This window comes from Spirillospora sp. NPDC048819 (assembly GCF_040650055.1).
Taxonomy (GTDB): domain Bacteria; phylum Actinomycetota; class Actinomycetes; order Streptosporangiales; family Streptosporangiaceae; genus Spirillospora.
In genome coordinates, this window is sequence record NZ_JBEZGN010000001.1 from 489661 (window position 1) to 515562 (window position 25902).

Consider the following 25902-nt stretch of genomic DNA (forward strand, 5'->3'; position numbering starts at 1 on the left):
CTGAAATAGGCCGGTATTCGGGCAGCCGTCATCGCCTTTTCTCGCAATTCAGTCAGCGGCCGGTATTTCAGCCGGAATTCATCGCGGAGCGGGCCCCTGGCGGAACACCAGACGCTCCCCCGGCACCAGGCCGAGCTCGGTTCCGGTGCGCGCCGGCTCGGCCCGGACGAGCACGTTGTAGTGGTTGGGCAGATGGCAGCCGTCGAAGCCGAGCAGGACGCCGACGCGCCGCCCGGCGATCCACAGTTCGTCGCCGCGGTCGAGCACGCCCGCCGCCCCGATCTCCGCGAAGCCGAGGAACGCGACCCGGTCGATCCGCGCGCCGGGAGCGGTCTCGGCGTGGTCCGTCGCCACCAGCTCGTGCACCTCGCCCGCGCGGACGCACCGGCTGGCGAACGGTTCCAGCCGCATCCCCCGGTCCGTCCGGCGATGGGCGAGGACCTTCACGACCGTCGCGGGGACCGCGCGCTTGGGCCCGTCCTCAGCCGGATTCATTCCGCGCCCCTTCCCCGATGCTCCGCCGTGACGGGCCGGGCCGGGCCCCGTCCGGGCTCCTCCAGGCGGTAGGCGTCCCGCACGAAACGCAAGGCCGCCAGACCGCCGTCGCACTCCCGGATCCCCCGGACGTACCGCTCGAAGGCATGCAGCACCTGCACGTACTCGTGCCAGAGGGAGCCTTTGAAGCCGGCGTGGCCCGCGAGCATGTCTGCACGCGCCGTCCGCCCGTCGGCCAGCCGCACCTCGATGTCCTTGCGCTCACCGGGGTAGGACCAGTCGAGCAGGATCCGCGCGCGTCCGCCCTCCGCGCGCAGCCGGACGTCGGCCTGCCGGTCGACGCCCCCGGCGTCCCGCGTGATCCGCGCGGACGTCACCTCGGCCGCCCCCAGCAGCAGCCGGACGAGATCGAAGGCGTTGGGCCCGTTGTCGGCGACACAGCCGCCGCCGCAGCGCCGCATGTCGAGATACCACCCGTCGGCGCCCGCGTGTTCCTCGATGCGTTCCAGGTAGCGGACGGTGACCTCGCTGACGGGCGATCCGGCGCAATCGGCCCGCAGCCGCGCGACCGCTTCGTTGTAGCGGCGGTGGAAGGCCGTGAACAGCGGGACGTCCCTCTGCTCGGCCAGCTTCCGGAGCGCGATCCCCTGCGCCGTATCGAGGGCGAGCGGCTTCTCCACGCAGACGGCCACGCCCCGTTCCAGCGCGTCCGCGCAGACTCGCGCGTGCACGTCGTTCGGCACCGTGACCACCACCGCGTCCAGCCACGTCTCGCGGAGCATCCGGCGATGGTCGGTATGGCCGGGCACCGGGTGGGCGGCCAGCCTTTCCGGATCGCTGTCGCAGACGGCGACCAGCCGCATCGTGCGCGAGTCGCGCAGCGCCGCGAGATAGAAGCGGGAGATCACCCCGAGGCCCACGACACCGACCCGCAGCGGCGCCGTCACGAGCGTCCCACCAGGGCGGGGGCGGGGACGCCATGGCTCGCGGCGACGTCGCGCAGTTCCCGGTACAGCTCCGCGCTGAGGGGGACGCCGTGACGCCGTCGCTCCCGGGCGCGCTGATGCTCATGCCAGCCCGGGTAGCGGACCGGTTCGGCCGGGTCGGCCGGCGGGCAGCCGAGCAGGGCGCCGAACAGCACGTTCGCGTCGGCGTCCGCGCCGGCGCGCAGCGCGCCGGGCGCGATCGCGACGGTGCAGAAGCCGATGTCGTCGTCACGGCCGCCGGGCCCGCCGTCGCCGCGCAACGCGTCAGGATGCGCGCCCAGGCCCGCGCCGGACACCACCGCCGACAGGACCTCCACCGCGATGCCGAGCCCGAACCCCTTGTGCTGCCCGGCCCCGCCGCCCAGCCACATCAGGTGCGCCCGCCCCTCGTCGAACGCGGCCGGATCGGTGACCGCCGCGCCGTCGTCGCCGCAGAGCACCCCCTCGGGGAGGGCCCGCCCCTCGCGGGCCGCCTGCCGGACGCGCCCGGTGGGCGCGGCGGTCGTGCTCATGTCCAGGACGAACGGCGGGTACTGCCCCGCCGGCGCGGCGACGCTCAGCGGGTTGGTGCCCAGCATCGCCACCGCGCCGCCGGGCGGGCGGGCGATGCGCTGCCCGCCGCAGTTCGCGGTGACCAGCCCGATCATGGCGTGCTCCACGGCGCGCAGAGCGTGGTGCCCGGCGCAGCCGAAGTGGGTCGCGCCGCCTACGCCCACCATCCCGATGCCGAAGGACGCGGCGCGTTCGCAGGCGAGGTCCATGGCGGCCTCTCCCGTCCACAGCCCGAGGGCGCCGCCGGCGTCCAGGAGCACCGCCGCCCCCCGGTCGGCGACCCGGCGCGGTTCCGCCTTCGGGTCGACGCGTCCGTCCTCGAACAGCGGCAGGTAGAGGCGGGTGAGATTGGTCAGCCCGTGCGAGGTCATACCGGTGAGGTCGCCGTAGCACAGCGCCCGCGCCGCCGCCCGCGCCCGATCGGGCGGCATACCGAGCGAGCCGAACACGGCCGAGGCGAAGCGGAGCAGATCGGTGTAGGCCACCCGGACCGGGGAGGCGGCGGACGGGAGCGGTGGGGCCGGATCCTGAACCGGTGTTCTGGACGACGGGGTCACGGTCACGGCAATCCGTTCCTTTCGTCGATACTGCCGGGGTCATCAGTGCTGCCGGAGCCGCCGGTACTGGCGGGCGGGTCGGCGGGGCCGTCGGAGGCGCCGGGGCCGGCCGCGCGGGCATCGGTCGCGCCGAGGCCGGTCGCGCCGGAGCCGGTCGCGCCGAGGTCATTGATGGCGCCGAGGTCGTCGGTGAAGGCGATGAGGAGGCGGGAGACGGCGGTGGCGAAGTCCGCCAGTTCGGCGGCGTCGGCGAACTCTCCGGCGGCGTGGGCGTTGTTGGCGGCGAGGTCCCCGGGCCCGAGCACGACGGTGCAGGCGCCGGGCACCTGCGACATCCAGATGGCGTCGCAGGTGAAGGCGGGCTCGGAGCCGGGCCACGGCGGGATTCCCGCGCGGTCGCCCAGCAGCGCGTGGCCCCAGGCGTCGCGGTCGTCCAGCACGGGCAGCCCGCGCTTGCGCCACTCCAGGCGGGTGATGGCGCGGGCGTCGGCGGCGGTACGGCCGAACAGCGCCGTACCGGCGAAGACCGAGGCGAATTCCTTGAGGCCCTCGTCCAGCGCGTCTCGCAGCCGCCGCTCCAGGCGGTGGGCGGTCGCCGCCGAGCCATAGCCGATGTTCAGCAGGAGGGAGCCGCCCCCGTACACCTTGTTGTGCCGCGTGCCCGTGTGCAGGCCCGCAACGCAGACCGCCGCCTCGGACGCCGCCGGGCCGAGGGCGCGGCCCAGGTGCTGGGCGAGGAAACCCAGCAGGACACTGGCGTTGTGTCCACCGCCCGGACGGTCGTCGACGGCGTCCGAGCCGTCGACGACGATGCGCGCGGTCATCGCCGCCGTGCTGCGCGGCAGGAAACGCCCCCCGGTCGGTTCGCAGAAGACGTTTAGGCGGCCGGTGAAGCCGCGCCGCACCAAGGGGCGCGTGCCGAAGACGCCCATGGCGCCGCCCTCCTCCCCGGCGACGGCCTGCACCAGCACGCCGATGTCGCGTCCCAGGGCGGGACGGTGCGAGCATGCCGCGCGGATGCCCGCGAGCAGCGCCACGGCGGGCCCCTTGGCGTCGATCGCCCCGCGCCCGTGGAACCGTTCGCCGTCGAAGCGCACCGGTTGCATCCCGGCGACGGTGTCCAGATGCACGTTGAACATCACCGTGCGGGCGGCGGGCAGGTCGTCCGGCCCGAGCCGCAGCACGAGGCTCGGCTGGTCGGCGAGGAATCGCGGACACGCCAGGGCTTCGCGAACCGGCGCGGGGACGGGCCCGGAGGCCAGATCGGCCGGTTCCGCCGGAGCGTGCCGCACTACGCGCAGGCCCATCGCGGCGGCGTGGCGCCCGTAGGCGTCCTGGGCCTCGGCCAGGCGGGACGGCGGCGCGTCCGGGCCGGTCTCCAGCGGGCCCGCGGTCGGCAGGTCGAGGAGCCGGAGCAGCAGATCGCGGTCGCCGGGAGTCAGCGGTGCGGGAACGCGGCCCCCGGTCATCGTCCTCGGCCGGTCGTGGGCGCCGTCCGCGCGACGAGGCGTTCCAGGGCCCGCCCGCACGCGACGAACGCGTCCCGGTCGCCGGTGCCGGATCCGCGGTGGGGCCGCAGCTTCACGTGGGGTTCGATGGACAGCACGCCGCCGTACCCGTTCCGGAACAGCACCTCCAGGCACTCGGCGACCCGGGCCTCGCCTTCGCCGGGCGGGACGAAGGCGACCTCGCCCCCGGCGCCGGCACGCGCGTCCTTCACGTGGACGTGCACCACGTGGGACACGATCTCGCGGAGCATCGGCAGCGGCGGATACCCGTGCGCCACGCCGTTGCCGATATCGAACAGCAGCCGCAGCGCCGGACTGCCGATGCCCGTGACCAGGTCCAGCATCCGGTCGGCGCGGTCGCCCGCCCAGCCGGCGCAGTTCTCGTGCGCCAGCACCAGCCCGTGGTCCTCGGCCCGGCGCGCCAGCTCGCGCAGCCGCTCGCGGGCGCGGCGGCCCCACTCGGACGCGTCCAGGCCACCGCGCGGATACGACATGACCCGCACCAGCGGGGTGCCCAGCACGGCGCAGCGGCGGGCGAGGACCTCCAGCTCGCGCACGTCCGCGGCGAAGTCGCCGGTGACCGGGCGGGACCAGTCGCCGATCTTGGAGGCGACCCCGGCCACGGACGTGCCGGCGGACTCCAGGCGTGCGACCGTGCGCCGAAACGCGTCCTCGTCCAGGGCCGCGATGGGCGTGCCGCCGACGGTCCGCAGTTCGAGCCGGTTCCAGCCCAGCTCCGCGACCGCGGCGATCTGGCCCGCGAGATCCGGTGCCGCCTCGTCGCCGATCCCGGCGAGGCGGACCCCTTCCGGCACCGCCTCAGCGGACGGCATCGCGGACCTCCTCTCGCCGGAGGGCCCCGGGCCCTTGCTGGGCGCAGAGGCGTTTGGCCTCGGCGAGCAGCCGGACGGTGTCGACCTGCACCGGCAACGTCCTGTGCATGCGGGACACCGGCCCCGCGTACCGGGCGTAGGCGCCGCGCAGGAACGCCGCGAAGGCGTCGTCGGTGAACACGCTCCGGGCCGCCTCGCCGCCGGGACGGACGACGCGCAGCTGCGCGGTGTGGTCGGCCTCGCTGCAGGGGTAGTGCCCGACAAGGACGGCCCGGTCGAATTCCAGCGTGATGCGCCGCTCGCGCACCGGTGAGGTCAGATCCGAGTCGATCTCGGTGCGGGCGCCCGTGAAGTGGTCCAGCCGCAGCCGGGCACGGCCGAGGCGCGGGACCCGTAACGGCTCGAAGACCATGTCGTCCCACGACGCTCCGGCGATCCGCGCGCCTCCCGCGAGGCTGAGCACCACGGCGAGCGCGTGCGGCAACTCGACGTCGAAGGCGGTCGGATGGTCGTGGGCGGCGGCGCTGCGCGTGAACCGGGGCTTGTTCTGGATCACCTCGATGCGGCGCAGCTCCCCGTGGTGCCCGCCGCGCACCGCCGCGCGCAGCCGCCGGGTGAGGCCGCTGTCGAGCCAGTGCGTGACGACGGTGACGTCCAGGTCCCAGTGACGCCGGATCCGGGCCACGGCCGCCAGCCCCGCCAGGTCGACGGCCAAGGGCTTCTCCACAATGATCTTGCGGTAGCCGAGCCGGGCGAGGCGGTCCAGGACGCTCGCACGGGCGCCGGGGGGCGTGCACAGGTGCACGACGGTCCGCGCCGGCGGGCGCAGCCGCGCCGCCTCCTCCAGCGACCCGGCCTCCACCACCCCCGCGATCCCCTCCGGCGGGCGGAACGGATCGACGGCGACGACGGGCGTCCGGGCCAGCAGGCCGGGGGCCGCGGCCCGCACCCTGCCCAGCGCCGGCAGGTGCAATCCCTGCCCCGACCTGCCCATTCCGACGATGAGAGTATGCAACATTGCAGGTCAAGGCCCTTTCCGGTGCACACGGAGAAATCCCGCCGGACGGCACGGGAGCCGGAGTTCCGACAGCGAGCCAAGCTAATTGACCGAACGTCACCGGTCAATGACACTCTGTCGCAGCGATCATCTTGGCAACACGAAAGCGCACGTCAGAGACCGACGTCGAGCTGAAAGTAACTACGAATAGTTACAACACGCTTGCTCAACGTTATGGGAAGGCGGGGCGGGGGCATCAACAGCGCGTTCCCACCGCGACCGCAACCGCACAAGGAGCGGCATGTCCCATCCCGCACGCGCCACCACCGCCGTCATCGCCACCACAGCCCTCTCAGCGGCCCTGCTCAGCTCCGCCGCCGCACCGGCGAACGCCCGGGAACGGGCCGCCGCACCGGAGGGCAAGATCATTGTCTTCTTGACCGAGGGCGTCCAGGTCTCCTGGGCCGGAACCAGGCTCAAGGAATATCCGGCCTCGGCAAGCTGCCAATCCCTGCCTCCGGGCGCGCACGTGGCCGCCAACTACAGCAACGGGCGGCTGTTCTTCTTCACGGACCCGTTCTGCGTGTTCCCCGTCCCGCCGCCGTTCAATTTCATCTCTCCCGGATACGGCGCGCACGTCGCGCCGACCGGCAGCTTCAGGGTCGGCTGACCACCCGCCGCTCCCGCGCCGGACCATGCCATGGCCATGGACTTCGTGACGAAGGACGACGTGATCTAGCCGCGACCTTCCCTGGTGTGCTCGGACGTGGTGCCTTTCCGGGGCCACCGCGTCCGGGCTCGAAACCGCCGCGCCGACGTGCGTCGGCATCGCCGGACCGTCCCGATCCGGTCGAGTGGGCGGCGACAGGTCATGCTGTCCCGCCGACGGGACACTCCGGCAGGCGGCCGACCCACCTACGCAGGTAGCCCTTCCAAAACCTTCCGGGACCACGGACCTCGCCTTTTCTTCACGCAATCCGTCAGCACCCGCCAATCGGTCGGCATCGCCGACCATCTGCTGCGCCGTGTCAATTTGACTTCAGGCGGACTCAGGGTGACATCGTGTCCCGTATGGAACCAACGAACATCGACGAGCAGACACGTGGGGCTGAAATCGAGGCGATCAAAGCACGTGGTCGCCACGGTCCAGCACACCCAGCAGAATGAGGGCAGTCCGCTTTACGTCATGGCCAAGCACGACGGGCGATGGCTCCTGACCGCATGCCAGAACACCGAGGTGCTCGGTTCGTGACCCTCAGCCTCGACCTCGGCGGATCACAAGCCCGACCACACTGAGCGCGGTGGGCGCCTGTCTCAACAGAAAGTGGAAGAACAATGGCCGACCCGGTTTCCTCGTTCACCAGGCCCGGATTCAGTGATGACGCAGCCTTGGATTTGCAGTACCTGCGTGCGCTGGCCGGCACACCCTATGGCGGGGCCGCCCCTGGAGAGGTCCTCGCGGTCGCCGACCGGGTGCGACGGCGCGGCGGCGACCGGGACACCTACATCCAGGCCTGGGCCGAGCAGGGACGGCGGGTCGCCGCACACGCGGCGGAGGCCTTTGCGGCCGGTCGGCGCGCCACCGCGCTGAGCGCGTACCTGCGCGGCTACAACTACCTTCGGGCCGCTGAGTTCTTCATCCCCGCCGGTCGGCTGGAAGAACGCCGGAAACTCTATGAAGAGAGCGTCGCCCAGTTCGATGCCGCCGTTCCGCTCATGCCCCACCCTGCCGAGAAGATCTCTATCCCCTATGCGAACGGCGTGACGCTGCCCGGCTATGTCTTCACGGTCGCCGACGACGGACGGCCACGGCCGACGGTGGTCGCCTGCGGCGGCGTCGACGGTTACGGCGAGGAGATGTACCTGCTGGGCGGCGTCCCCGACGCGCTCGCACGCGGCCTGAACGTCGTCGCCTTCCACGGCCCCGGCCAGCGCGGCCTGCAGTTGTACCACCCGGAACTGGCCTTCCGGCCGGACGCCGAAGTGCCGCTCGGCGCGGTCGTGGACTGCGTCGCTGACCGGCCTGACGTGGACGAAGACCGGATCGCCCTGTACGGGATGAGCTTCGGCGGCTACCTGGCCCCACGCGCAGCCGCGCACGACGAACGCATCAAGGCGCTGGTGGCCAACGCCCCACAGCGTGACCTTCTCGGTATCGTCCTCGGCTCGGGCGAGCGGAACGACAGCAGTCTGATGAAGGAGGTCAAGGAAACCCGCTGGGGTGGGCCCGCCTTCGTCGAGAACTACCTCCTTTGGAGTAATGGCGCGGCCACGCTTGAGGCGTTCGCAGCCCAGGCGAGGCACTTCACGCTGGAGGGCCTGGAGCAGGAGATCACCTGCCCGACTCTGAGCATCGCCGCCGAAGGCGAGATCGGAGTGGCGACAGAACAGGCACGCCAGTTCCACGACGCGCTGCGCGCCCCCAAGCACTTCGCCACTCTCGCCACCGCCGACGGAGCCGACGCCCACTGCGGCATCGGCAATCTCCCCCACACTTCGGCACTGATCTACGACTGGATCGCCCAGCAGCTCGGCGAGAACTCAGGATGATCTTTTCTGGCCTCTACTCGACCACCACCGGTCACGAGTTCTCGAGCCGGGCATTCCCCACCGGGGATGGTGCAGTCTTCTGATAAATGATGGCGGCGAATAGCGCATCGCCGCCGCCCGGACACCAAGGCGAGGGCCGGGTCGACGCGGCAGCAGGTTCTCGATCTGGACACCGGAGGAACTCCATATACAATGCCGCCCATGTCGAAGCCCAGAACGCTGCGCTGTTACCGCTATATAGGCTCGTATGCGATTATCAGTGCAGTATGCATATCCATGGGTGTCAATACGGTGCACGGCGTCTTGGTCGGTGCAGTGCGAGAAGAGGCCGTAGCGGTGGGGGCGGTGTTGATTCTTCTCGGGGTGCTGGCCATTCCCGTTCTTCGCGTACGAACGATCATCGATGAATCGGGCGTCACCGTTGTCTCGCCTTACCGGCGGCGCCACTTCCACTGGGACGAAATCACTGAAATCAGCGCTTACGTCAACTTCCAGGTCTGGTTTCTCCAGGTGTGTTCGTCCGAACATGAGGGCACGGTAGCCTTCTTCCCCGTCCCCCCATGGGCGATCAGGGCCGACGATGGGGACCGCTTCCACGAACCCTCAGGGCAACTCCCCCTCGGCCTCTACAAGCTGCACGCCAATCTGTGGGAGGAATGGCAACGCCGTATCGGGCTCGCCGACTGACCGGTCAGTTCCGCCGCCTTGGGCTTCCCGGCCATCATCCGGTCATCGGGACGAGTACTCTGATGCCCACACTGGTTCTGAGACTGATAGTTCCTGATATCTGGAGCACCATAAATGAAGCCTCGCGGACGCAAGCCCGACCCCGAGGTCGACGCCCGCATCAAACAGGCCGCCGTGACGTTGCTGGCGACCAAGGGGCCCTCGTTCACCATGGACGAAGTGGCATCGGCCGCCGGCGTGGGCAGGGCCAGTGTCTTCCGCCGCTACGCCACCAAACGCGACATACTCCTCGACGCACTCGCCCGCGCCATGGACGTCCAGGTCCGGACCGCGCCCGACACCGGCTCGCTGGAAGGCGACCTCCTCGTCATCGTCACCGAGACACTCGCCGTCTGGAATTCACCCGAACTCGCCGAACAAACCCGGCAGATCTTCGGTGAGGCCGGCCGGGACCTCGCCGTCGCCGAGATCATCCGCACCGCGATGCGCGACCGGATAGCACGCGGCGGCGCAATCTACGACCGCGCCATCGCCCGAGGCGAACTGTCCCCCGACACCGATCTGACGCTGCTCTCCGACATGCTCGTCGGCGTGACGGTCTACCGCGGCCTCATCGACATCCCACAGCCCGAACCGGCACAACTCCTCCAGGCACTCCTGCACGGCTTCACGCGCTGAACACTCGGCCACCGGGCAACACCGACCTGTGACCGGTGATCCCGGCACGAGAGCGAACGGCCCCGGCGGGCGGCGGTCCCGCCTATGTCGCGCGAACCGGTGCGGTGGGCGCGGCACGGTGAGTGCACCACGCATCGCCGGCCCATGAGGGTTGTGCTCTGTTTTTCGAAGCGCCATACTGCTTCCAATATCGAAGCACTCGAGGTCCTTGCCCGTAGCGCGTCGCTCGATCGCACGGGAAGTTCGGGCGCCCCTCCAGTCAGGCTCGGCCACCCGGAACCTTGCCGCGGAACGGGGTTGCGTCCGCCGTAAATCGAAGTGATACTTCGAGTATCAGAGACTGTCGGTATCAGAATATGCTCGGTCACTTCCGAAAGGTGGATCATGCCTGTTCCCTCTGGTGTCGGTGCCAGTAGTGATGTGGTCGTCGTAGGTGCGGGGCCGACGGGTTTGCTGCTGGCGGGTGATCTGGCGTCGGCGGGTTGGTCGGTGCGGTTGATCGAGCGGCGCCGGGCGGAGATCAGCAATCTTTCGCGGGCGCTGGTGGTGCATGCTCGTGGAGCGGCGGGCCCGGGAGGTCGGAGTGGTGTTCGTGCACGACACCCGGGTCGTGGCGGTGGAGCAGGACGAGTCGGGTGTGTGCGCTCATGTGGTCCCGGGGGAGGACGCCGATCCGGGGACGCCGTCCCGGTTCCGCGGGTCGTTCCTGGTCGGCACCGACGGGGTGCACAGCGCCGTGCGACAGGCTCTCGATCTGCCGTTTCCCGGTTCGACGCTGCTGAGCTCGCTGATCTTGGCGGACGTGCGGCTCGGGGACAGGCCGGAGCGGGCGTTCACGGTGAACGCGGTGTCGGACGGGTTCTGCCTGCTCACCGAGATGGGCCAGGGCCGGCACCGGATCACCGGATGGAGCCGCCGTCATCAGCTTCCCGATGACGCCCCGCTGGAACTGGCGGAGGTCAGGGAACTGCTGCAGAGCAACTTCGGTACCGATTACGGCCTGTCGGAGTGCCGGTGGATGTCGCGTTTCCACAGCGATGAGCGCCAGTCTCCCTCTTACCGTGTGGGGCGGGTGTTCTTGGCCGGCGACGCCGCGCACGTGCATTCTCCGGCCGGCGCGATGGGGATGAACACCGGGCTGCAGGATGCCGCGAATCTGAGTTGGAAGCTGGTGGCGGTGCTGCGTGACGGGGGCGATGACCGTCTGCTGGACACCTACCAGGCGGAGCGCCACGCGGTCGGCAAGATCGTGCTGCGAATGAGCGGCATGCTGGTGCGAGTGGGCATCCTGCGCGCCGGACCGGCCAGGCTCGCCCGCTCAGTGCTGGGCGCCGTGCTGACCAGCCTGCGTCCCGCCACCGACAAGGCCGCCTCCATGGGCGGGCACGCGTCACCCGCGCGCGCTGGAGCGAGGATCGGCAGGCCGCCATCGACCAGCGCACCACCGTCCTGGTACGTCCCGACGGATACATCGCATGGGCCAACAGGAAACCCGACGCCGACGCCCTGCACGCTGCCCTGACCACCTGGACCGGAAACCGGGCCTAGACCCGGCCCGCGCATGCGCCGGGAATTCCGCACGGACGGCGCAGGGAGGAAATGATGAGCGAGGAGACGATGGTCACCGCGAGTCCGAACAAGCGGCTCTCACTGGACAAGCGGGCGCTGACCCGGCGTACCGGCCTGGCGCTTCCGGCGGCGTTGCCGCTCGGATCGTGGGTGGACATCGGACGGCAGATCGCCGTGATCGCGGACGCGTCCGCGTGGTGGCTGGGGGACTGGCTGCTCTACGGCCGGCAGTGCTACCCGGACCGCTATCAGCGCGCCATCGACCAGACCGGGCTCTCCTACCAGACGCTGCGGAACTACGCCTGGATCGCCCGGCGGTTCCCGGCGTCCCGCCGGCGGGACGCGCTGAGCATGCAGCACCACGCCGTGGTCGCCGCGATGAGCGATGAGGAACAGGAGACATGGCTGGAGCACGCCGAACGTGAGGGATGGTCGGTCAGCCGGCTGAAGAACGCGCTTCGCGCCGAACGTTCCCGGCCGGCCCCAGCGAACGACTCCACCGTCGTCCTGAAAATGGAAGTCGACCCGCACCGGCAGAAGCGCTGGGAGCAAGCCGCCGAACACACCGGGACCGACCTGGCCTACTGGGCCTCACAGATCCTCGACCAAGCCGCTCTCCACACCCTCCGAACCCGGCTTGGGACGAGCGGAGAAACGAATGCCTGACGTTTTGGTGGTCGGCGGCGGCATCGGGGGCCTGGCGGCTGCCGTGGGGCTCGCCCGGATCGGCGGCCGCGTGCGCGTTCTGGAGCAGGCCACCGCACTCGGCGGGGTCGGCGCGGGGCTGTCGCTGTGGCCGAACGCGCTACGCGCGCTGGATGAACTCGGCGTGGGTGACGCGGTCCGCGCGGCCGGAGTCTCCGCGGTCTCACGCGGCGGGCTGCGCCGCCCGTCCGGGCGGTGGCTGCGGCACCGGCATCCGGACGACATCGCCGTGCTGATGGTCCACCGTGCCGACCTGCACCGGACGCTGCTCGATGCGCTGCCGGCCGGCCGAGTGCGAACCGACGCCACAGTGACCGGCGTCCAGGAGACCGCGGACGGCGTCACGGTGACGTACCGAACCCGCGACGGCGTCCGGCGAACGGAAGCCGAGCTGGTCGTGGCCGCCGATGGTGTGCACTCCGCCGTCCGGCGGCAACTGTGGCCCGGGAAGACGACGCCGCGCTTTGACGGCCGCTCCGCCTGGCGCGCGGTCACCGACGGCGTCCTCGACCCGGCGGAGGAGGCCATCACCATGGAGCGTGAGCAGCAGTTCGGGCTGCTGCCGCTGCCCGACGGCCGGGTGTACTGGTTTCTCACCGCCGACGCCGAACAGCCGGGCGTCCGGCACGACGACGCGTTGGCCGAGGTACGGCGCCGCGTCGGCCACTGGCACGACCCGATCCCCCGCGTTCTGGCAGCCACCGCTCCCGGCGCGGTCCTGCACCACGACATCACCACGCTGGATCCGCTGGAGACCTATGTCCGCGGTCGGGTGGTGCTGCTCGGGGACGCCGCCCACGCCCAGTCCCCCGACCTTGGGCAGGGCGCCTGCCAGGCGATCGAGGACGCCGTCGTGCTCGCTTCGGCGTTGGCGGCCGAACGCGATATCGCCGCGGCGCTGGAACGGTACGAACGGGAGCGGCTTCCGCGCACGCAGGCCATGGCCCTCGCGGCGCAACGTCAGGCCGAGCTGAGCCACCGGCACTTCCGGGCGATGACCACCGCAGCCTGCCTGCTGCCGCCCGCACTGTGGCGCCGCCAGATCATGCGATGGGTGGACTGGACGCCGCCCGCCCTGCGCTGACCCCCATGAAGGCGGGCCGGCCGGGACGTGAGGCGCCACCACCACCCGGCTGATCACCCGCCCCGGCGCACCCGCCGCGCGGCTCTGCCGGCGTCCGGCGCGGATACCCCGCCCTCGGCCCGACTGCTCGCCGGCTGGTCACCCTGCGCTCACCGCGGCCAGGATGATCAGGGCCGTCGCCAGCGGTATGAGCAGAACCGCCAGGCCGATGACCACGTACGACACCACGGCGCCGGGCCACTTCTGCGGCGCGGCGCCGAGCGCGCCCTGCATGAAGGCGACGAGGGGTGCACGGTATTCGAGATGCACCTGCCGGCCCGGCTCCACCGGTACGGTCGCGCCGGCGCGCCCGATCTCGGGCGGCAGCAGGTAGGGGATGTGAATCCCCAGCTGATGGTGGCCCGGGGGAAGCGCCAGCGCGTTGGGGCCCCACCTGCCGGGGAAGCGCTGCCCGTTCAGCGTGATCACAGGTGTGAAGAAGCGGTAGATGAACGCCAGCGGATGGGCCTTGATGTCGACCACCAGCTGGCCCTGACCCGCAGCGGTGTGGCCCGCCCACTGGTGGTGGCCCGGCTGCCCGTACCCGCCCGGCGGAGGTTGCTGCGAAGGTGGCTCCCAGGGGTGATTCATGGCCCCATTCTTACGGCGTCGAAAGTGCCGGACGCCGATGGGGCTCCGGAGTTGCCTTCGTCGGTGACGAGTGAGCGGCCGGTGATCCGGGCGGCCTGGTCGCCGCACACGAGATGACGCCGGCGAGGTCTTCGGGCAGGCCGGCGCGGCCCCGGCGGTGTGGCGCCGCCGCCCGGCCCGATGCAGCGGCCGGCGCCGGTGATGACGGCGGTCTTCATCGGCGGTCCCCGAAGGTGACGCGGTCGTCGTCGGCCGCCTCGGCGTAGCGGCGCCGTGCCTCCTGCTGGAGAGCCCGGGATTCCGGGCTGGCCAGTCGCTCCGCGAAGAGCCCCGCCTCTAGGCGGAGGCCGTCGGTGAGCGGCAACCGGGAGCCCTCGACCAGTGCGCGTTTCGCCGCGGCCAGGGCGGCGCCGGGGCGGGACGCCATGTTGCGGGCCAGCCGGAGCACCTCCGCCTGGAAGCCCGCGGCGGGGAGCACCCGCTCGACGATTCCGGACGTCCCGGCCTGCTCGGCGGTCAGGACGTCGCCGGACAGGACGATGTCGGCGGCGCGCCCCGGGCCGATGAGCCGGGCCAGGCGCTGGGTGCCGCCTGCCCCGGGAATGATGCCGAGTGCGGTCTCCAGGAGGCTGAAGTGGGCGTCGGCCGAGGCCCAGCGGAGCGTGCACGCCAGGGACAGTTCGAAGCCGCCGCCCCACGCCTGGCCGTCGATCGCGGCGATCACCGGCTGGGGGATCCGCTCGGCGCGCCGCATCGCCGTGTACCAGATCCTGGCCCGCGGCACCGGTCCCCGGGAGAGCTCGGCGAGCTCGTCCAGGTCCGCGTGTGCGGCGAAGTAGCCGGGGACGCCGCTGGTGAGCGTCACGACCCTGATGTCCGGGTCGGTCTCCAAGCGGGCGAGTTCCGCGTCGAGTTCTTCGAGCGCGGCGAACGTGAGGAAGTTGCGCGGCGGGTTGCGGTAGGTGAGGACGGCGACGCCGTCGGCGTCCTCCCGGCTCCACATCGTCATGTCAGTCCTTCGGTGAGTCGGGTCCGTGCTCTGTCAGGGTCGCCGGTCCGGTGCCGCGGCGTCACGGCTCCGCCTCGTCGCCGAGCAGGAGGACCGACGCTCCGTAGTGGACACTCTGGGTGGACGGTGCGCCGGGTCCGGCCGTGGCGGGCGGCTTCCCCTCACCCTGGTTGCGGTCGAAGTGCGGGAAATTGCTGCTGGACAGCATCAGGCCGATGCGGTGGCCCGCTCTGAACCGCTGGGCCGTGTGTCCGAGGTCGATCTCCAGCGTGACCGGTTCTCCTCGTGGCACGGGGGTGTCCGGGCCGTCGCGGTGGCTCAGCCGGACCACTCCCTCGCAGACCGGCAGCAGCCGGCCGTCCGGCAGCCGGTCCACCAGCCGCGCCATCACGTCGGCGTCCGCGGCGTCGGTGGCGAAGGTGAGCCGCAGCCGCACCCGGCCGATGACGTCGGTGTCCTCGGTGAGGGCGTCGCCCAGGTAGTGGAGGACGTCGCGTCTCGCGGCGGTCCGGGAGAGGTCCAGCGGCCCGGGGACGAGGCGGCCGAGGTGCAGGACGCGCCCGCCGCGGCTCGGCACCGGGTCGGCCGGGTCGTGGACGTAGCCGTCGGGGGCAGCGGGGCTCGCCGTGCCGGGCGCGGCGGTCAGCCGGCCCGGTGTCCCGCCCGGGACGGCGGGGCCGGTCAGGTACAGGACGTGCCCGGCGTTGCCGGCGGGCCACCGCTCGGCGGTGCGCCACTCGTCCGCGCCCATCAGGAAGTACCGGACGGGTGCGGAGTCGTCCGGTCCGTCCAGGCAGCGGCGGAAGAAGTCCAGGTGCCGGGCGGGGAGCCGGGCGGCGGCCGCCGAGGCCGCGACGCCGAAGTTCACCTCGCCCTGCAGGTGGGTCAGCGCGCCGGTGTGCGCCCAGGGCCCGACGATCAGCTCGTGCCGCAGGTCCGGACGCAGCCGCCGCATCTCCAGATGGCCGCGGACGGTCGCGGTGGCGTAGACGTCGTACCAGCCGGTCACCGACAGGACCGGGACGTCCACCGCCGCGTGGTCCCAGTCGGGCAGGGCCTTGACCCGCCCGTCCAGCAGGTCGCCGACTCTGATGGGGAACCCGGGCAGGTCCAGTTCCGGCATGCCGGCGAGCGGGAGCCGCCGCATCGCCCGTTCCGGGTCGTGGATCAGCGCGGCGACCTTCGCGACGAGCGCGGGGTCGGCGTCCGCGCCCTGCCGGCCCAGCCAGTCGGCGGCCATGTAGGCCAGCCACCCGACCAGGTGGTCGAGCCGTAGGGCGCCGCCGGTGTCGCGGACGTCCGCCGCCGCGCCGGTCGTCATCGCGGGAGCGATGCCCCGCAGGTGCGGCGGACGCTCCGCCGCGCCGAGCCACGCGACGATCCCGAGGTAGGACGTGCCCGCGAGGAACACGTTGCCGTCGCACCAGGGCTGCGCGGCCGCCCACTCCACGGTGTCGTGGGCGTCCTCGGCCTCCTGCTCCCACATCACGGCCCGCCACTCGCCGCCGGAGTCGAAGCGGCCCCGCGTGTCCTGCACCAGTGCGGCGAACCCGCCGGCGAGGCAGTGCTGGGGGTGCAGCGTGTCGGAGCTGATCTGCCGCCGCCCGTACGGCGTCCTGAACACCACGGCCGGGGACGGGGACGGGGGCCGCCACAGGTCGCCGCGCAGCACCACGCCGTCCCGCATGGGGGTTTCGACGCCGCCTTCGATGCGTCCCAGTTCCGCCATCACACCGCCTTCAGGGTGAGCATCGTCCGGGCCATCTCGTTCCATCCGGCGGTCGCGCCGCCGTCGACGGTGAGGGCGCAGCCCGTGAGGAAGGAACTGCCGGGCAGCGCGGCGAACACCGCGGCGCGGGCCTGCTCCTCGGGGGTGGCCAGCCGTCCGGCGGAGGTGGTCGCGGCGAGCGAGTCGCGGAGCGGGCCGGGCGGCCACAGCTCGTCCACCATCGCGGTGTGCGTGGGCCCGGTGACCAGGGCCACCGCGCGGATTCCCTGCGCGCCGTAGTCGACGGCGACCGACTGCGCGAGGCCGATGAGGGCGTGCTTGGCCATGTTGTAGACCGGGGAGCGGGGTGTGGCCGCCACCCCGCACATCGAGGACGTGAACACGAACACCCCGCCGTCCGCGCGCATGTGCCCGACCGCCGAGCGCACCAGGTAGAAGTTGGCGTCGCAGCACACGCCCATCACCCTGCGGTAGTCGGCGTCGGTGAGGCTGTGCGGGCGGCCGGGGACGTTGACGCCCGCGTTGCCGTGGACGACGTCGAGCCGGCCGTGCCGGGCGGCCACCGCGTCGACGACCTCGGCGACCTGGGCCGGGTCGGAGACGTCCGCCTGGACGATGCCCTCCCCGGGAGTCAGGTCCACCCCGACGACCTCGGCGCCCACGGCGCGGAACAGTCTCATCGAGGCCGCTCCGATGCCGCTCGCCGCACCGGTGACCAGGACGACCCTGCCGTCGAGGCGCCCGAAGACGTCGCCGTCCGTCCCGCCTTCTGTCGTGGTCATGCGTTCCTCCTCAACGGCCGGTGAACTCGGGGCTGCGCTTCTCAATGAAGGCGCGTGCTCCTTCGACCGCATCATGGACTTCCCGGTTGTTCCGGATATGGAAGGTGTTCTGGATCCGCAGCGCCTGCTCCAGCGGCTGTCCGTACACCCTCTCGCGCAGTTGCTTGTAGAGGCCGATCGCGCGGGTCGGGCCGGCGGCGAGGCGCCGGGCCTCGGCGAGCGCCGCGTCCCGCAGGTCGTCCGGCGGGACGACCCGGGTGTAGATGCCCAGGCGCCCGGCGTCGGCGGCGTCGAGCAGCCCTCCGGACAGGTAGATCTCGGTCGCCTTCGCGGTCCCGACGATGCGGGCCAGCATGACGGCGGTGCCGGTCTGCGCGACGTTCACCAGGCAGCTCCCGATCCGGGCGGTGTCGGACGCGATCCGCAGGTCGGCGGCGCAGGCCAGTTCGGTGCCCGCCCCGGCGGCGGGGCCGTTGACCGCCGCGATGACCGGCTGCGGCGCCGTGACGATCGCCTCGACGATCCGCAGGTACACCGGGTCGGCCGTGTGCCCGAGGACCGGTGAGTGCTCGCGGTCACCGGCGAGGTGCTCGTCCACCGCGCCGAGGTCGTCCCCGCCGCAGAAGGCGCTGCCCGCTCCGGTCAGCACCACGACCCGGGCCTCCGGATCGGTCTCGGCGCCCTCCAGGACGCGCAGCAGTTCCTCACCGAGCGCGCGGTCGATCGCGTTGCGCCGGTCCGGACGGTTCATGGTCAGCCACAGCACACCCGGCGCCGGCCGGGAGACCAGCAGCGTCCCGTCCTCTCCGGACGCGGTGCTCCCCTGTCGGTGCGTCATGCTCTGACCATCCCTCCGTCGACGAACAGTGCTTGGCCGGTGACGTAACCGGCGCTCGTTCCCAGCAGCCACACGACCGCGGCGGCGACTTCCTCCGGGTACCCGCAGCGGCCGATCGGCAGCCGTGCGGCGACCTTCTCCGCCAGCCCGCGAAGCCCGCTCTCGTCGAGCATCGGGGTGTCGATGAAGCCGGGGCAGACGGCGTTCGCGCGGACGCCGAGCGGCCCGAGTTCGACGGCGAGCGACCGGGTCAGGCTGAGCAGCCCGCCCTTGCTCGCGTCGTAGGCGGCCTGCCCGGCGAACCCGGTCACCGCGATCGAGCAGACGTTGACGATGGCGGCGCCCGGCCGGCCGGCGAGGGCCGGGGCCGCCGCGCGGGCCAGCCGGAACGGCGCCGACAGGTTGACGTCCATCACGCGCGTCCAGTCGGCGGTGCGATGCTCGCCCAGCGCCGCGCGGTGCTCCACACCGGCGTTGTTGACCAGCCCGTCGAGGCCGCCGAGCCGGTCGACCGCGTGGGCGACGAGCCGCCGCGGCGCGCCGCTCCCGGTCAGGTCGAGCGGCATCGTGTGAAGCCGGCCGCCGTCCGCCTGGTCGCCGAACCGCCGTTCCAGGCGGCGGCATCCGGCTTCGTCGACGTCGGTCGCCAGCACCCGCGCGCCGTGGCCGAGCAGCTCGGCGACGAGCGGCGTGCCGATGCCCCCGGCGGCGCCGGTGACCAGGACCCTGCGGCCGTTCACGCCGCCACCCCCGGCCGGGCCCGGCCGAGCAGCCGCTCGGCGTTGCCGTGCAGCCAGGCCCGGACCGCGTCGTCCGGCAGTCCGAGCCGGGTGACCTCGGCGGCGAGCGCGGCGGGCGTGCGGGCCTGCGTCCAGCTGGTCGAGCCGAAGAGGACCCGGTCCCGGACGGACGTCGCGCCGAGCGTCAGCAGCGGCTCCCAACCCGATCCGCGCGCCGCCATCCTGGACGGGCGGTGCGAGGAGAACTCCAGGTGGACGTTGGCGTGCCGCTGCGCCACCGCCAGCATCTCGGCGACCCAGGGCCACCCTCCGTGCCCCGCCACGAGGACCAGCCCGGGGTGGGCGCCGGCGATCCGGTCCAGCACACGCGGTGCGGAGACGTCGATCGGCACGTCCGGGCGGAAGTGCTGCCCGCAGTGCAGCCACACCGGGACGCCTCGGCCTGCGGCGAGCCGCCAGAGCCCCGCGTGCTCGGGCCCGGACGGGTCGACGCCGTCGAGGAACGGGATCACCGACAGGCCGGTCGCGCCGAGCTCGTCGAGCGCGCGGCGCGCCTCGCCGACCGCCGCCCGCGGATCGGTGAGGCTGACGCCGGCCCAGGCGCTGAGCCGGTCCGGGTGCCGGGCGGCGTACGCGGCGACCCGGTCGTTGACGGTGCCGTCCCCGACGGGCCACGGCCCTCCGTGCAGGACCTGATGGGTCACACCGGTGTCGGCCAGCGCGGCGACATGGCGATCGATGTCGAAGCCGCGTCCGAGGACGGCGGCCAGCCGCTCCGCCGTTCCGGCCGGGTCGCGCGCCGCCTCCGCCGCGACCTCGCCGGGCGCCCGTCCGGTGAGGTCGGCGAAACGCCCGGCGAACAGGACCAGATAGCGCGGCGCCGCGGTGGCCAGCGAACGCAGATAGGCCGTCCAGCACTCGGTGTCATAGGCGACCTCGCAGACGTCGATCACCGGTTCACTCATCACGGCCTCCCCTTATGTATAAACGTTTGTTTACCAGATTTGGCGATGACAGGTCAATGAACGTTCATGTGGTGATAGCGTCAAGGCGTGGCTACGACACACTCCCGGACGACCGCCGGCGGCACACCGGCCACGGCCTCGATGAGCCGGCGGATCCTCGACGAGGCGGCGCGCCTGTTCTACGAGGACGGGTTCCCCGCCACCAGCGTCCGCAAGATCACCGCCGCGTGCGGCGTCACCGCGGGCTCCCTCTACAACCACTACGGGTCCAAAGAGGAAGTGCTCTACGCGATCCTCAAGCGTGCGCACGAGGACTCCGAGCGCATGCTGGAAGAGGGCCTCCTGCGCGGCGGCGACCGGGCCGACCGGCAGCTGGCCGAGCTGGTGCGGGAACTCACGCTCTTCCACACCGAACGGCGCGTCGAGGGCCTCGTCGCCCGGACCGAGTGGCGCCACCTCCCGCCCGAGCAGGCCAGGGAGGTCCTGGACGCCCAGCGGCGCGTCCGCCGGATCTTCGAGCGCACCCTCGAACGGGGCCTGAGCGCCGGCCGGTTCCGCCTCAGCGACCCGCGGTCGACGCGTCCCGTCCAGGTGGACGTGGTCGCCAAGGCCATCCTCGACATGTGCATCAACGCCGGGCAGTGGTTCCGGCCGGAAGGGGCGGTGTCGGCCCGGGAACTCGCCGACCAGTACTCCTTCCTCGCCCTGCAGCTCGTCGGCGCCGGGTCCCCGGACGCCTGACGCCCCCGGACCCACCGGCGGCCCCGGCATCGCGAAGGCGACCGGAGACTCGCCGGACATGCCGATTCCCCGGCCGCGTACGGCTTCGCTGCGGCCGTGCACGCGGCGGGCCTGGCGGGTCCCCGGGTCGGGTGGCTCAGCGGCGGCGAGCCTCCGGTCGGGCGGCTCAGCGGGTGGTGGACGTCCCGCCGATGCCGTCGCGCCTGACCGTCACGCCCAGCCGTTCGCGATCGGCCGTGTCCGGCGTGACGCCCTCCGAGCGCAGCCGATGCTTCTCGATCTTGTTCGTCGGGGTGTGCGGCAGCGCGCCGACCACGCGCACGAAGCGGGGCACCATGAAGTGCGCCATGCGCGGGATCAGGAAACGCAGCAGCTCGGCGGGGTCGATCACCGCGCCGTCCACGGGCGCGACCACCGCGAGCACGTCGTCCTCGCCGTAGGGGCTCGGCACGGCGACCACCGCGGCCTCCCGGACCGACGGATGCGCCAGCAGTTCGACCTCCACCTCGGCCGAGGAGATGTTCTCTCCGCGGCGCCGGATCGTGTCGCCCATCCGGTCCGCGAAGAAGTACTCGCCGTCCACCGTGCGGAAGGCGTCCCCGGTGTGGAACCAGCCGTTGCGCCAGGCCCGCGCCGTCGCGTCCGGCATCCCGAGGTAACCGGAGTTCATCGCCCAGGGCTGGGCGGTGCGCAGCACCAGCTCACCGACCTCCCCGTCGGGCAGGACCCGGTCGTGCTCGTCGACGACCCGGGCCTCGACGCCGGGCCGCAGCCGCCCGGACGTACCCGGGACGTCCGGGTCGGGCCCGGAGATGATCGGGATCGAGACCTCCGTCATGTTGAACATGGCCACCACGCCGACGCCGAAGCGCTCCGCGAACGCCGCGCTGTCCTCGATCAGCGGGATCATGAAGACGTGCCGCAGCGGGTGCTCGCGGTCCTGCGGGGACGCGGGGCGCTTGCCGAGGAACGTCGCCATCACGCCGAGCAGCGTGACGTGCGTGGTCCCCGTCGTGCGGACGGCCGGCCAGAACGACTCCGTGTCGAACGCGCTCACGAGGCTGATCCCGCCGCCGAGCAGCAGCGCCGCGTACGTGCCGATGGTGCCGCCCGCGTGGAACAGCGGCAGGTTCACCATGTAGCGGTCGGCCGCTCCGAAGCGGCCGCCGAACGCGGCGCGCGCGCACGCCGCGAGCTGGACGTACGAGCACAGCACGCCCTTGGACGGCCCGGTCGTGCCGGACGTGAGGATCACCGCGTACGGGTCCCACGGCCGGGGCGGCGACTCCGGCCGGAATCCCGGCGCCGCCGCGGCCAGCACCTCCGGCCCCACCACCTCCGGCCCCACCGCCTTCGGGCCCACCGCCTTCGGGCCCGGCGATGCGGCCTGGTGTTCCGGCCGGGTTCCGCCCTTTCCGAGCACCACCACGCGTTCCAGCGCGCCGGTGTCGATCTCGTCCAGGCGAACCGCCAGATCGGCGTGCACGACCGCCACCCGCGCCCCGGACAGCCGGATCGCGTGTTCGAGCAGCCCGCCGCGATAGGCGGTGTTCAGCGGGACGAGCGTGCCGCCGAGCAGGTTGACGCCGAACCACACGCGCAGCGCGTCCGGTCCGTTCGGCAGCCACGAGACGACCATGTCGCCCGGCCGCGCACCCAGGCCGTGCAGTCCGGCGGCGACCCGCTCGGCCTCGGCCAGGGTCTCGGCGTACGTCCACCGCGTCCCGTCCTCGAAGATCGCGTACACCCGGTCCGGATGCTCGGCGGCGCGGCGGACGAGCAACTCCGCGATCACGCACTCCTCGGCTCCCGGCACCGCCGGGCCCCACCACTCTTCGCTCATGTCACTCCTCGATCCTCTGCCCGCCGGCCGCGGCCGCGCCCAGGTAGGCGGCCCGCAGGGCCGGGTCCTCCGCCAGTTCGGCGGCGGTCCCGGCCGCCTCGACCCGGCCGTGCCGCATGACGAGCCCCCGGTCGGCGAGCGCCAGCGCCTGCCCGACCCGCTGCTCCACCAGGATCACCGTCAGGTTCTGCGCCCGCAGCCGGTCCACCACCGCGAACACCCGCTGGATGATCACGGGCGCCAGGCCGATGGACGGCTCGTCCAGCAGCAGGAGCCGGGGTTCGCGCATCAGAGCCTGGCCGATGGCGAGCATCTGCTGCTCCCCGCCGCTGAGCACCTCCGCGTAGGCGCCCATCCGCTCGCCCAGCACCGGGAACAGGTCGACGACCCGTTCCGTCCGCTCCCGCTCGACCCTGCGCCGGTTCGGGACGTTCCAGAGCCCGAGCCGCAGATGCTCGGCCACCGTGAGCCCGGTGAACAGGCGCCTGCCCTCGGGAATGTGGACGAGGCCGTGCGCCACGATCCGCTCGGGACTCCAGCCGGTGATGTCGGCGCCGGCGAACCGCACCGACCCGGACGTGGGGCGCAGCAGCCCGGAGATCGTGCTGAGCAGCGTGGTCTTCCCGGCGCCGTTGCCGCCGACCACCGCGAAGATCTCGCCCGTCCGGACCGTGAGGTCGACCGAGCGGACCACCGGCACCGCCCCGTAGCCCGAGCTCAGCCCGGACACGGTGATCAGTTCCTCGCCCTGCGCCGTCATGCGGGTGCCCCCAAGTACAGTTCGACGACCCGCGCGTCCCCGAGGGCCTCCTCCGGCGCCCCCGACGTCACCAGCTCGCCCCGGTCCAGGACGGTCACCACGTCGGCGACGTTCGCGACGAGTTCGATGTGGTGCTCCACCAGGACGACGGTGGTGCCGGCGTCGCGGATCGCGCGGATGAGGCGCCCCAGCGCCTCCAGCTCACGCGGGGTGAGCCCGGCCGCCGGCTCGTCCATCAGCAGCAGGCGCGGCCGCGCCATCAGCGCCCGCGCCACCTCCAGCAGCCGCTGCTCGCCGTGGGGCAGCGCGGCGGCGTCCTCGTCCGCCCGCCGGGCCAGGCCGTGCCCGGCAAGGAGGCGGTCGGCCTCCACCACCAGATCGGCCCGCTCGCGGCGGGCCCACGGCAGCCGCAGGACGGTCGCGGGCCCGCCCGCCCGTTCGCGCGCGTAGGCGCCGAGCAGGACGTTGTCCCGCAGGCTCGACGCGCCGAGCAGCCGCGGCGTCTGGAAGACGCGCGCGACACCGCGCCGGGCGAGCCGCTCGGCGGTGGCCCGGCTGACGTCCTCGGCACCGAGCAGGACGCGTCCCTCGTCCTGCCGCAGCAGGCGGCTGATCACGTTGAGCAGGGTCGTCTTCCCCGACCCGTTCGGCCCGACGATCGCGTGCACCTTGCCCGGCTCGATGGCGAGGTCGATGCCGCGCAGGGCGTGCACGCCGCCGAAGGACTTGCGGACGCCGGACAGTTCGACGCCGAGCGGTTCCCCGCGCGGCGGCCCCACCTCGGCGGTGTCATCCGCCGGGTCGGGGGCGGCGGCGGGGGCGGGGACGCGGCCCCTCCAGAAACGTGCCCGCAGCTTGTCCCAGGCCCCGGCGATGCCCTGCGGCGCGTACACCATCAGGACGAGCAGCGCCGCGCCGTAGATGAGGCCGCGCCACTCCGCCAGGCCGGTCAGCAGTTCCGGGAGCGCGAAGAACAGCAGCGTCCCGATGATCGGGCCCGCCAGGCGGGCCGCGCCGCCGATGATGACCACCAGCAGGAAGAGGATCGAGAAGTCGAGGGTGAAGTCGTCGGGGGTGACCAGACCGTGGTGGACGGCCAGCAGCGCCCCGCCCATCCCGGCGGTGGCGCCGCCGCAGGCGAACGCGAACAGCTTCATGCGCGCGGGGCCCACACCGACGCTCCGCGCCATCTCCGGCGCGTCCCGGACGGCCATCATGGCCCGCCCCAAACGGGAGTCGACGATGTTCCGGACCATGACGAACAGTACGACGTTCACGACGAGGACCAACCAGAGGAGGTCGCGCTCCCCCAGCTCCCGCGATCCGATCGCCGGGCGCGGGATGCCGATCAGCCCGGACCAGCCGCCGGTCAGCCCCTCGAACTCGACCAGCAGGCTGCGCGCCGCCATCGCCGCGCCGAGCGTCACCAGGGCGATGTACCAGGACGAGAGCCGGAACGCGGGAAGGGCCATCAGCGTCCCGGCGCCCGCGGTGACGACCACCGCCACGGGGGCCGCCGCCCAGAACGTCCAGCCATGGTCGGCCATGAGGATGCCGGTCGCGTAGGCGCCGACGGCGACCAGCGCGCCCTGGCCGAGAGAGACCTGGCCGGTGTAGCCGAACATGATGTTCAGGCCCGTCCCCACCACCACGTAGATCGCGGCCGTGGTGGCGAGATAGGTGATCGTGGGGTCGCCGCTCACCAGCGGCAACACGGCCGCGGCCGCCAGGACGACGAGCCAGGGAACCGCGCGCCGAACGCCGTCGGAGCGCGTCCGGAGAACTTCAGACATGACGTTGCACCGCCAGACCGCGCAGGCCGTTGGGCCGGATCAGCAGGATGAGCAGCATCGCCGCGAACAGGACGACCGACTGCGACCCCGGTGAGGCGTAGGCGGCGCCCGCCGCCTCGACGGTGCCGAGCACCCACCCCGCCACCAGCACGCCGCGGTTGTCGCCGATCCCGCCGACCGCCAGGGCCGCGAAGCCCTTGATCAGCAGGCCCAGGCCCATCGTCACCGAGGCCAGCAGCAACGGCGCCGCCAGCACCCCGGTGAGCCCCGCCAGGGCACCGCCGAGCAGGAAGGAACGCCGGGTCAGCGCCGTCGGGTCGATGCCGCGCAGCCGGGCGCCGTCGCGGTCGGCGGCCACCGCGCGCAACGCGGTGCCGAGCCGGGAGCGGTCCAGCAGGCCGAGCAGCAGCACCACCGCGACGGCGACGGCCACCACCGCGACTTGGTAGCTGGAGAACCGGACCCCCGCCACCTCGTTGACGTCGATGGACAGCGGCCACGGAGGCGCGACGGTGCTCGGCTGGTCCGTCCAGAGCCGCCCGGCGGCCTCCGCGATCAGCAGCGAGAAGGCCAGCGTGGTGATCACCCAGCCGGCGGCGTGGGACGACCTGCGCAGCACCGGGGTGACCGCCACCCGCTCCTCGGCCAGCGTGACGACCGCGACGACGGCCATGACGCAGACCACGGCGATCCCCCAGGGGAGTCCGCCGATCGGGGTGGCGGCCATCAGCATCGCGCCGATCATGATGAGCTCGCCCTGCGCGAAGTTCACCACGTTCGTCGGCCGGTGCAGCACGTTGAAGCCCATCGCGACGAGGCCGTACAGGCTGCCGAAGACCAGCCCGGCGACCAGGATGTCGGCGATCATCGG

The 25902-nt window shown here is 72.5% G+C and carries 24 protein-coding genes and 3 pseudogenes; 10 read left to right on the forward strand and 17 right to left on the reverse strand.

Annotated features, from left to right (window positions below):
* Window positions 1-78 precede the first annotated feature (78 nt).
* Genes AB0C35_RS02355 through AB0C35_RS02380 form a run of 6 tightly spaced genes read right to left on the reverse strand, consistent with a single transcriptional unit; the run spans window position 79 to window position 5925 of the window.
* Window positions 79-495 (reverse strand): hypothetical protein, encoded by a 417-nt coding sequence (locus AB0C35_RS02355; RefSeq protein ID WP_358449561.1) that lies wholly within the window; start codon window positions 493-495, stop codon window positions 79-81.
* Window positions 492-1442: a Gfo/Idh/MocA family oxidoreductase gene (locus AB0C35_RS02360; protein ID WP_358449562.1), complete on the reverse strand. Its 951-nt coding sequence runs from the start codon at window positions 1440-1442 to the stop codon at window positions 492-494. The genes AB0C35_RS02355 and AB0C35_RS02360 overlap by 4 nt, the downstream gene beginning before the upstream one ends.
* A complete protein-coding gene (locus tag AB0C35_RS02365) occupies window positions 1439-2596 on the reverse strand; it encodes an Ldh family oxidoreductase (protein WP_358449563.1) in 1158 nt (385 codons plus the stop codon). Before AB0C35_RS02365 ends, AB0C35_RS02360 begins: the two co-directional genes overlap by 4 nt.
* The gene (locus tag AB0C35_RS02370) at window positions 2593-4059 is read right to left on the reverse strand and encodes a M20/M25/M40 family metallo-hydrolase (protein ID WP_358449564.1); all 1467 of its coding nucleotides are present in this window, start codon (window positions 4057-4059) and stop codon (window positions 2593-2595) included. The genes AB0C35_RS02365 and AB0C35_RS02370 overlap by 4 nt, the downstream gene beginning before the upstream one ends.
* The gene (locus AB0C35_RS02375; RefSeq protein ID WP_358449566.1) at window positions 4056-4931 is read right to left on the reverse strand and encodes a TIM barrel protein; all 876 of its coding nucleotides are present in this window, start codon (window positions 4929-4931) and stop codon (window positions 4056-4058) included. Before AB0C35_RS02375 ends, AB0C35_RS02370 begins: the two co-directional genes overlap by 4 nt.
* Window positions 4918-5925 carry an oxidoreductase gene (locus AB0C35_RS02380; protein WP_358449568.1) on the reverse strand — a complete coding sequence of 336 codons (1008 nt, stop codon included), beginning with the start codon at window positions 5923-5925 and terminating at the stop codon, window positions 4918-4920. Before AB0C35_RS02380 ends, AB0C35_RS02375 begins: the two co-directional genes overlap by 14 nt.
* Window positions 5926-6229: 304 nt before the next feature.
* Here AB0C35_RS02380 and AB0C35_RS02385 point away from each other — a divergent pair, with 304 nt between their 5' ends.
* The 9 genes and pseudogenes from AB0C35_RS02385 to AB0C35_RS02425 all read left to right on the forward strand — a co-directional run bounded on the left by AB0C35_RS02385 (window position 6230) and on the right by AB0C35_RS02425 (window position 13201).
* Window positions 6230-6598 (forward strand): hypothetical protein, encoded by a 369-nt coding sequence (locus AB0C35_RS02385; RefSeq protein WP_358449570.1) that lies wholly within the window; start codon window positions 6230-6232, stop codon window positions 6596-6598.
* 665 nt (window positions 6599-7263) lie between these two features.
* Window positions 7264-8478, forward strand: a complete 1215-nt coding sequence (locus AB0C35_RS02390) for a prolyl oligopeptidase family serine peptidase (RefSeq protein WP_358449572.1) — start codon at window positions 7264-7266, stop codon at window positions 8476-8478.
* Window positions 8479-8679: 201 nt separating this feature from the next.
* Window positions 8680-9165: a PH domain-containing protein gene (locus AB0C35_RS02395; RefSeq protein WP_358449574.1), complete on the forward strand. Its 486-nt coding sequence runs from the start codon at window positions 8680-8682 to the stop codon at window positions 9163-9165.
* A 114-nt stretch (window positions 9166-9279) separates the two neighbouring features.
* Complete coding sequence (locus AB0C35_RS02400; RefSeq protein WP_358449576.1) at window positions 9280-9843, forward strand: TetR/AcrR family transcriptional regulator; 564 nt, start codon at window positions 9280-9282, stop codon at window positions 9841-9843.
* 384 nt (window positions 9844-10227) lie between these two features.
* Window positions 10228-10336 (forward strand): annotated as a pseudogene (locus AB0C35_RS02405) (FAD-dependent monooxygenase); the annotation flags it as partial.
* Between the two features lie 57 nt (window positions 10337-10393).
* Window positions 10394-11041 (forward strand): annotated as a pseudogene (locus AB0C35_RS02410) (FAD-dependent monooxygenase); the annotation flags it as partial.
* Window positions 11042-11211: 170 nt separating this feature from the next.
* A pseudogene (locus AB0C35_RS02415) lies at window positions 11212-11391 on the forward strand (monooxygenase); the annotation flags it as partial.
* A 54-nt stretch (window positions 11392-11445) separates the two neighbouring features.
* Complete coding sequence (locus AB0C35_RS02420; protein WP_358449578.1) at window positions 11446-12078, forward strand: LmbU family transcriptional regulator; 633 nt, start codon at window positions 11446-11448, stop codon at window positions 12076-12078.
* A complete protein-coding gene (locus AB0C35_RS02425; protein ID WP_358449580.1) occupies window positions 12071-13201 on the forward strand; it encodes an FAD-dependent monooxygenase in 1131 nt (376 codons plus the stop codon). Before AB0C35_RS02420 ends, AB0C35_RS02425 begins: the two co-directional genes overlap by 8 nt.
* A gap of 138 nt (window positions 13202-13339) precedes the next feature.
* On the opposite strand, the gene AB0C35_RS02430 is transcribed toward AB0C35_RS02425, so the two are convergent.
* The 7 genes from AB0C35_RS02430 to AB0C35_RS02460 all read right to left on the reverse strand — a co-directional run bounded on the left by AB0C35_RS02430 (window position 13340) and on the right by AB0C35_RS02460 (window position 19894).
* Window positions 13340-13831 carry a hypothetical protein gene (locus AB0C35_RS02430; RefSeq protein ID WP_358449582.1) on the reverse strand — a complete coding sequence of 164 codons (492 nt, stop codon included), beginning with the start codon at window positions 13829-13831 and terminating at the stop codon, window positions 13340-13342.
* A gap of 214 nt (window positions 13832-14045) precedes the next feature.
* A complete protein-coding gene (locus tag AB0C35_RS02435) occupies window positions 14046-14840 on the reverse strand; it encodes an enoyl-CoA hydratase/isomerase family protein (protein ID WP_358449584.1) in 795 nt (264 codons plus the stop codon).
* Window positions 14841-14901: 61 nt separating this feature from the next.
* The gene (locus tag AB0C35_RS02440; RefSeq protein ID WP_358449586.1) at window positions 14902-16569 is read right to left on the reverse strand and encodes a CocE/NonD family hydrolase; all 1668 of its coding nucleotides are present in this window, start codon (window positions 16567-16569) and stop codon (window positions 14902-14904) included.
* Window positions 16569-17351 carry an SDR family oxidoreductase gene (locus AB0C35_RS02445; RefSeq protein WP_358449588.1) on the reverse strand — a complete coding sequence of 261 codons (783 nt, stop codon included), beginning with the start codon at window positions 17349-17351 and terminating at the stop codon, window positions 16569-16571. Before AB0C35_RS02445 ends, AB0C35_RS02440 begins: the two co-directional genes overlap by 1 nt.
* Window positions 17352-17361: 10 nt before the next feature.
* Window positions 17362-18189, reverse strand: coding sequence for an enoyl-CoA hydratase-related protein (locus tag AB0C35_RS02450; RefSeq protein ID WP_358449590.1), 828 nt, complete (start codon window positions 18187-18189; stop codon window positions 17362-17364).
* Window positions 18186-18929, reverse strand: a complete 744-nt coding sequence (locus AB0C35_RS02455) for an SDR family NAD(P)-dependent oxidoreductase (RefSeq protein WP_358449592.1) — start codon at window positions 18927-18929, stop codon at window positions 18186-18188. The genes AB0C35_RS02450 and AB0C35_RS02455 overlap by 4 nt, the downstream gene beginning before the upstream one ends.
* On the reverse strand, window positions 18926-19894 hold the full coding sequence (locus AB0C35_RS02460; RefSeq protein WP_358449594.1) for an amidohydrolase family protein: 969 nt from the start codon (window positions 19892-19894) through the stop codon (window positions 18926-18928). Before AB0C35_RS02460 ends, AB0C35_RS02455 begins: the two co-directional genes overlap by 4 nt.
* 87 nt (window positions 19895-19981) lie before the next feature.
* Here AB0C35_RS02460 and AB0C35_RS02465 point away from each other — a divergent pair, with 87 nt between their 5' ends.
* Entirely contained in the window at window positions 19982-20635 is a 654-nt protein-coding gene (locus tag AB0C35_RS02465) for a TetR/AcrR family transcriptional regulator (protein WP_358449595.1), read from the forward strand.
* 166 nt (window positions 20636-20801) lie between these two features.
* On the opposite strand, the gene AB0C35_RS02470 is transcribed toward AB0C35_RS02465, so the two are convergent.
* From AB0C35_RS02470 to AB0C35_RS02485, 4 genes are read right to left on the reverse strand one after another with little or no spacing between them, the layout of a single operon-like run.
* Entirely contained in the window at window positions 20802-22478 is a 1677-nt protein-coding gene (locus AB0C35_RS02470) for an AMP-binding protein (protein ID WP_358449597.1), read from the reverse strand.
* A 1-nt stretch (window position 22479) separates the two neighbouring features.
* Window positions 22480-23238 carry an ABC transporter ATP-binding protein gene (locus tag AB0C35_RS02475; RefSeq protein ID WP_358449599.1) on the reverse strand — a complete coding sequence of 253 codons (759 nt, stop codon included), beginning with the start codon at window positions 23236-23238 and terminating at the stop codon, window positions 22480-22482.
* Entirely contained in the window at window positions 23235-25031 is a 1797-nt protein-coding gene (locus AB0C35_RS02480; RefSeq protein ID WP_358449601.1) for a branched-chain amino acid ABC transporter ATP-binding protein/permease, read from the reverse strand. Before AB0C35_RS02480 ends, AB0C35_RS02475 begins: the two co-directional genes overlap by 4 nt.
* Window positions 25024-25899, reverse strand: coding sequence for a branched-chain amino acid ABC transporter permease (locus AB0C35_RS02485; RefSeq protein ID WP_358449603.1), 876 nt, complete (start codon window positions 25897-25899; stop codon window positions 25024-25026). The genes AB0C35_RS02480 and AB0C35_RS02485 overlap by 8 nt, the downstream gene beginning before the upstream one ends.
* Window positions 25900-25902: the final 3 nt, after the last annotated feature.

What these genes read in the sequence shown, in the direction of transcription:
- AB0C35_RS02395 (WP_358449574.1), top strand. Translation starts at nt 8,680, where the DNA reads ATGTCGAAGCCCAGAACGCTGCGCTGTTACCGCTATATAGGCTCGTAT.
- AB0C35_RS02385 (WP_358449570.1), top strand. Translation starts at nt 6,230, where the DNA reads ATGTCCCATCCCGCACGCGCCACCACCGCCGTCATCGCCACCACAGCC.
- AB0C35_RS02400 (WP_358449576.1), top strand. Translation starts at nt 9,280, where the DNA reads ATGAAGCCTCGCGGACGCAAGCCCGACCCCGAGGTCGACGCCCGCATC.
- AB0C35_RS02475 (WP_358449599.1), bottom strand. Translation starts at nt 23,238, where the DNA reads ATGACGGCGCAGGGCGAGGAACTGATCACCGTGTCCGGGCTGAGCTCG.
- AB0C35_RS02480 (WP_358449601.1), bottom strand. Translation starts at nt 25,031, where the DNA reads ATGTCTGAAGTTCTCCGGACGCGCTCCGACGGCGTTCGGCGCGCGGTT.
- AB0C35_RS02485 (WP_358449603.1), bottom strand. Translation starts at nt 25,899, where the DNA reads ATGATCGCCGACATCCTGGTCGCCGGGCTGGTCTTCGGCAGCCTGTAC.
- AB0C35_RS02380 (WP_358449568.1), bottom strand. Translation starts at nt 5,925, where the DNA reads ATGGGCAGGTCGGGGCAGGGATTGCACCTGCCGGCGCTGGGCAGGGTG.
- AB0C35_RS02450 (WP_358449590.1), bottom strand. Translation starts at nt 18,189, where the DNA reads ATGACGCACCGACAGGGGAGCACCGCGTCCGGAGAGGACGGGACGCTG.
- AB0C35_RS02390 (WP_358449572.1), top strand. Translation starts at nt 7,264, where the DNA reads ATGGCCGACCCGGTTTCCTCGTTCACCAGGCCCGGATTCAGTGATGAC.
- AB0C35_RS02470 (WP_358449597.1), bottom strand. Translation starts at nt 22,478, where the DNA reads ATGAGCGAAGAGTGGTGGGGCCCGGCGGTGCCGGGAGCCGAGGAGTGC.
- AB0C35_RS02425 (WP_358449580.1), top strand. Translation starts at nt 12,071, where the DNA reads ATGCCTGACGTTTTGGTGGTCGGCGGCGGCATCGGGGGCCTGGCGGCT.
- AB0C35_RS02440 (WP_358449586.1), bottom strand. Translation starts at nt 16,569, where the DNA reads ATGGCGGAACTGGGACGCATCGAAGGCGGCGTCGAAACCCCCATGCGG.
- AB0C35_RS02445 (WP_358449588.1), bottom strand. Translation starts at nt 17,351, where the DNA reads ATGACCACGACAGAAGGCGGGACGGACGGCGACGTCTTCGGGCGCCTC.
- AB0C35_RS02430 (WP_358449582.1), bottom strand. Translation starts at nt 13,831, where the DNA reads ATGAATCACCCCTGGGAGCCACCTTCGCAGCAACCTCCGCCGGGCGGG.
- AB0C35_RS02375 (WP_358449566.1), bottom strand. Translation starts at nt 4,931, where the DNA reads ATGCCGTCCGCTGAGGCGGTGCCGGAAGGGGTCCGCCTCGCCGGGATC.
- AB0C35_RS02370 (WP_358449564.1), bottom strand. Translation starts at nt 4,059, where the DNA reads ATGACCGGGGGCCGCGTTCCCGCACCGCTGACTCCCGGCGACCGCGAT.
- AB0C35_RS02420 (WP_358449578.1), top strand. Translation starts at nt 11,446, where the DNA reads ATGAGCGAGGAGACGATGGTCACCGCGAGTCCGAACAAGCGGCTCTCA.
- AB0C35_RS02460 (WP_358449594.1), bottom strand. Translation starts at nt 19,894, where the DNA reads ATGAGTGAACCGGTGATCGACGTCTGCGAGGTCGCCTATGACACCGAG.
- AB0C35_RS02435 (WP_358449584.1), bottom strand. Translation starts at nt 14,840, where the DNA reads ATGACGATGTGGAGCCGGGAGGACGCCGACGGCGTCGCCGTCCTCACC.
- AB0C35_RS02355 (WP_358449561.1), bottom strand. Translation starts at nt 495, where the DNA reads ATGAATCCGGCTGAGGACGGGCCCAAGCGCGCGGTCCCCGCGACGGTC.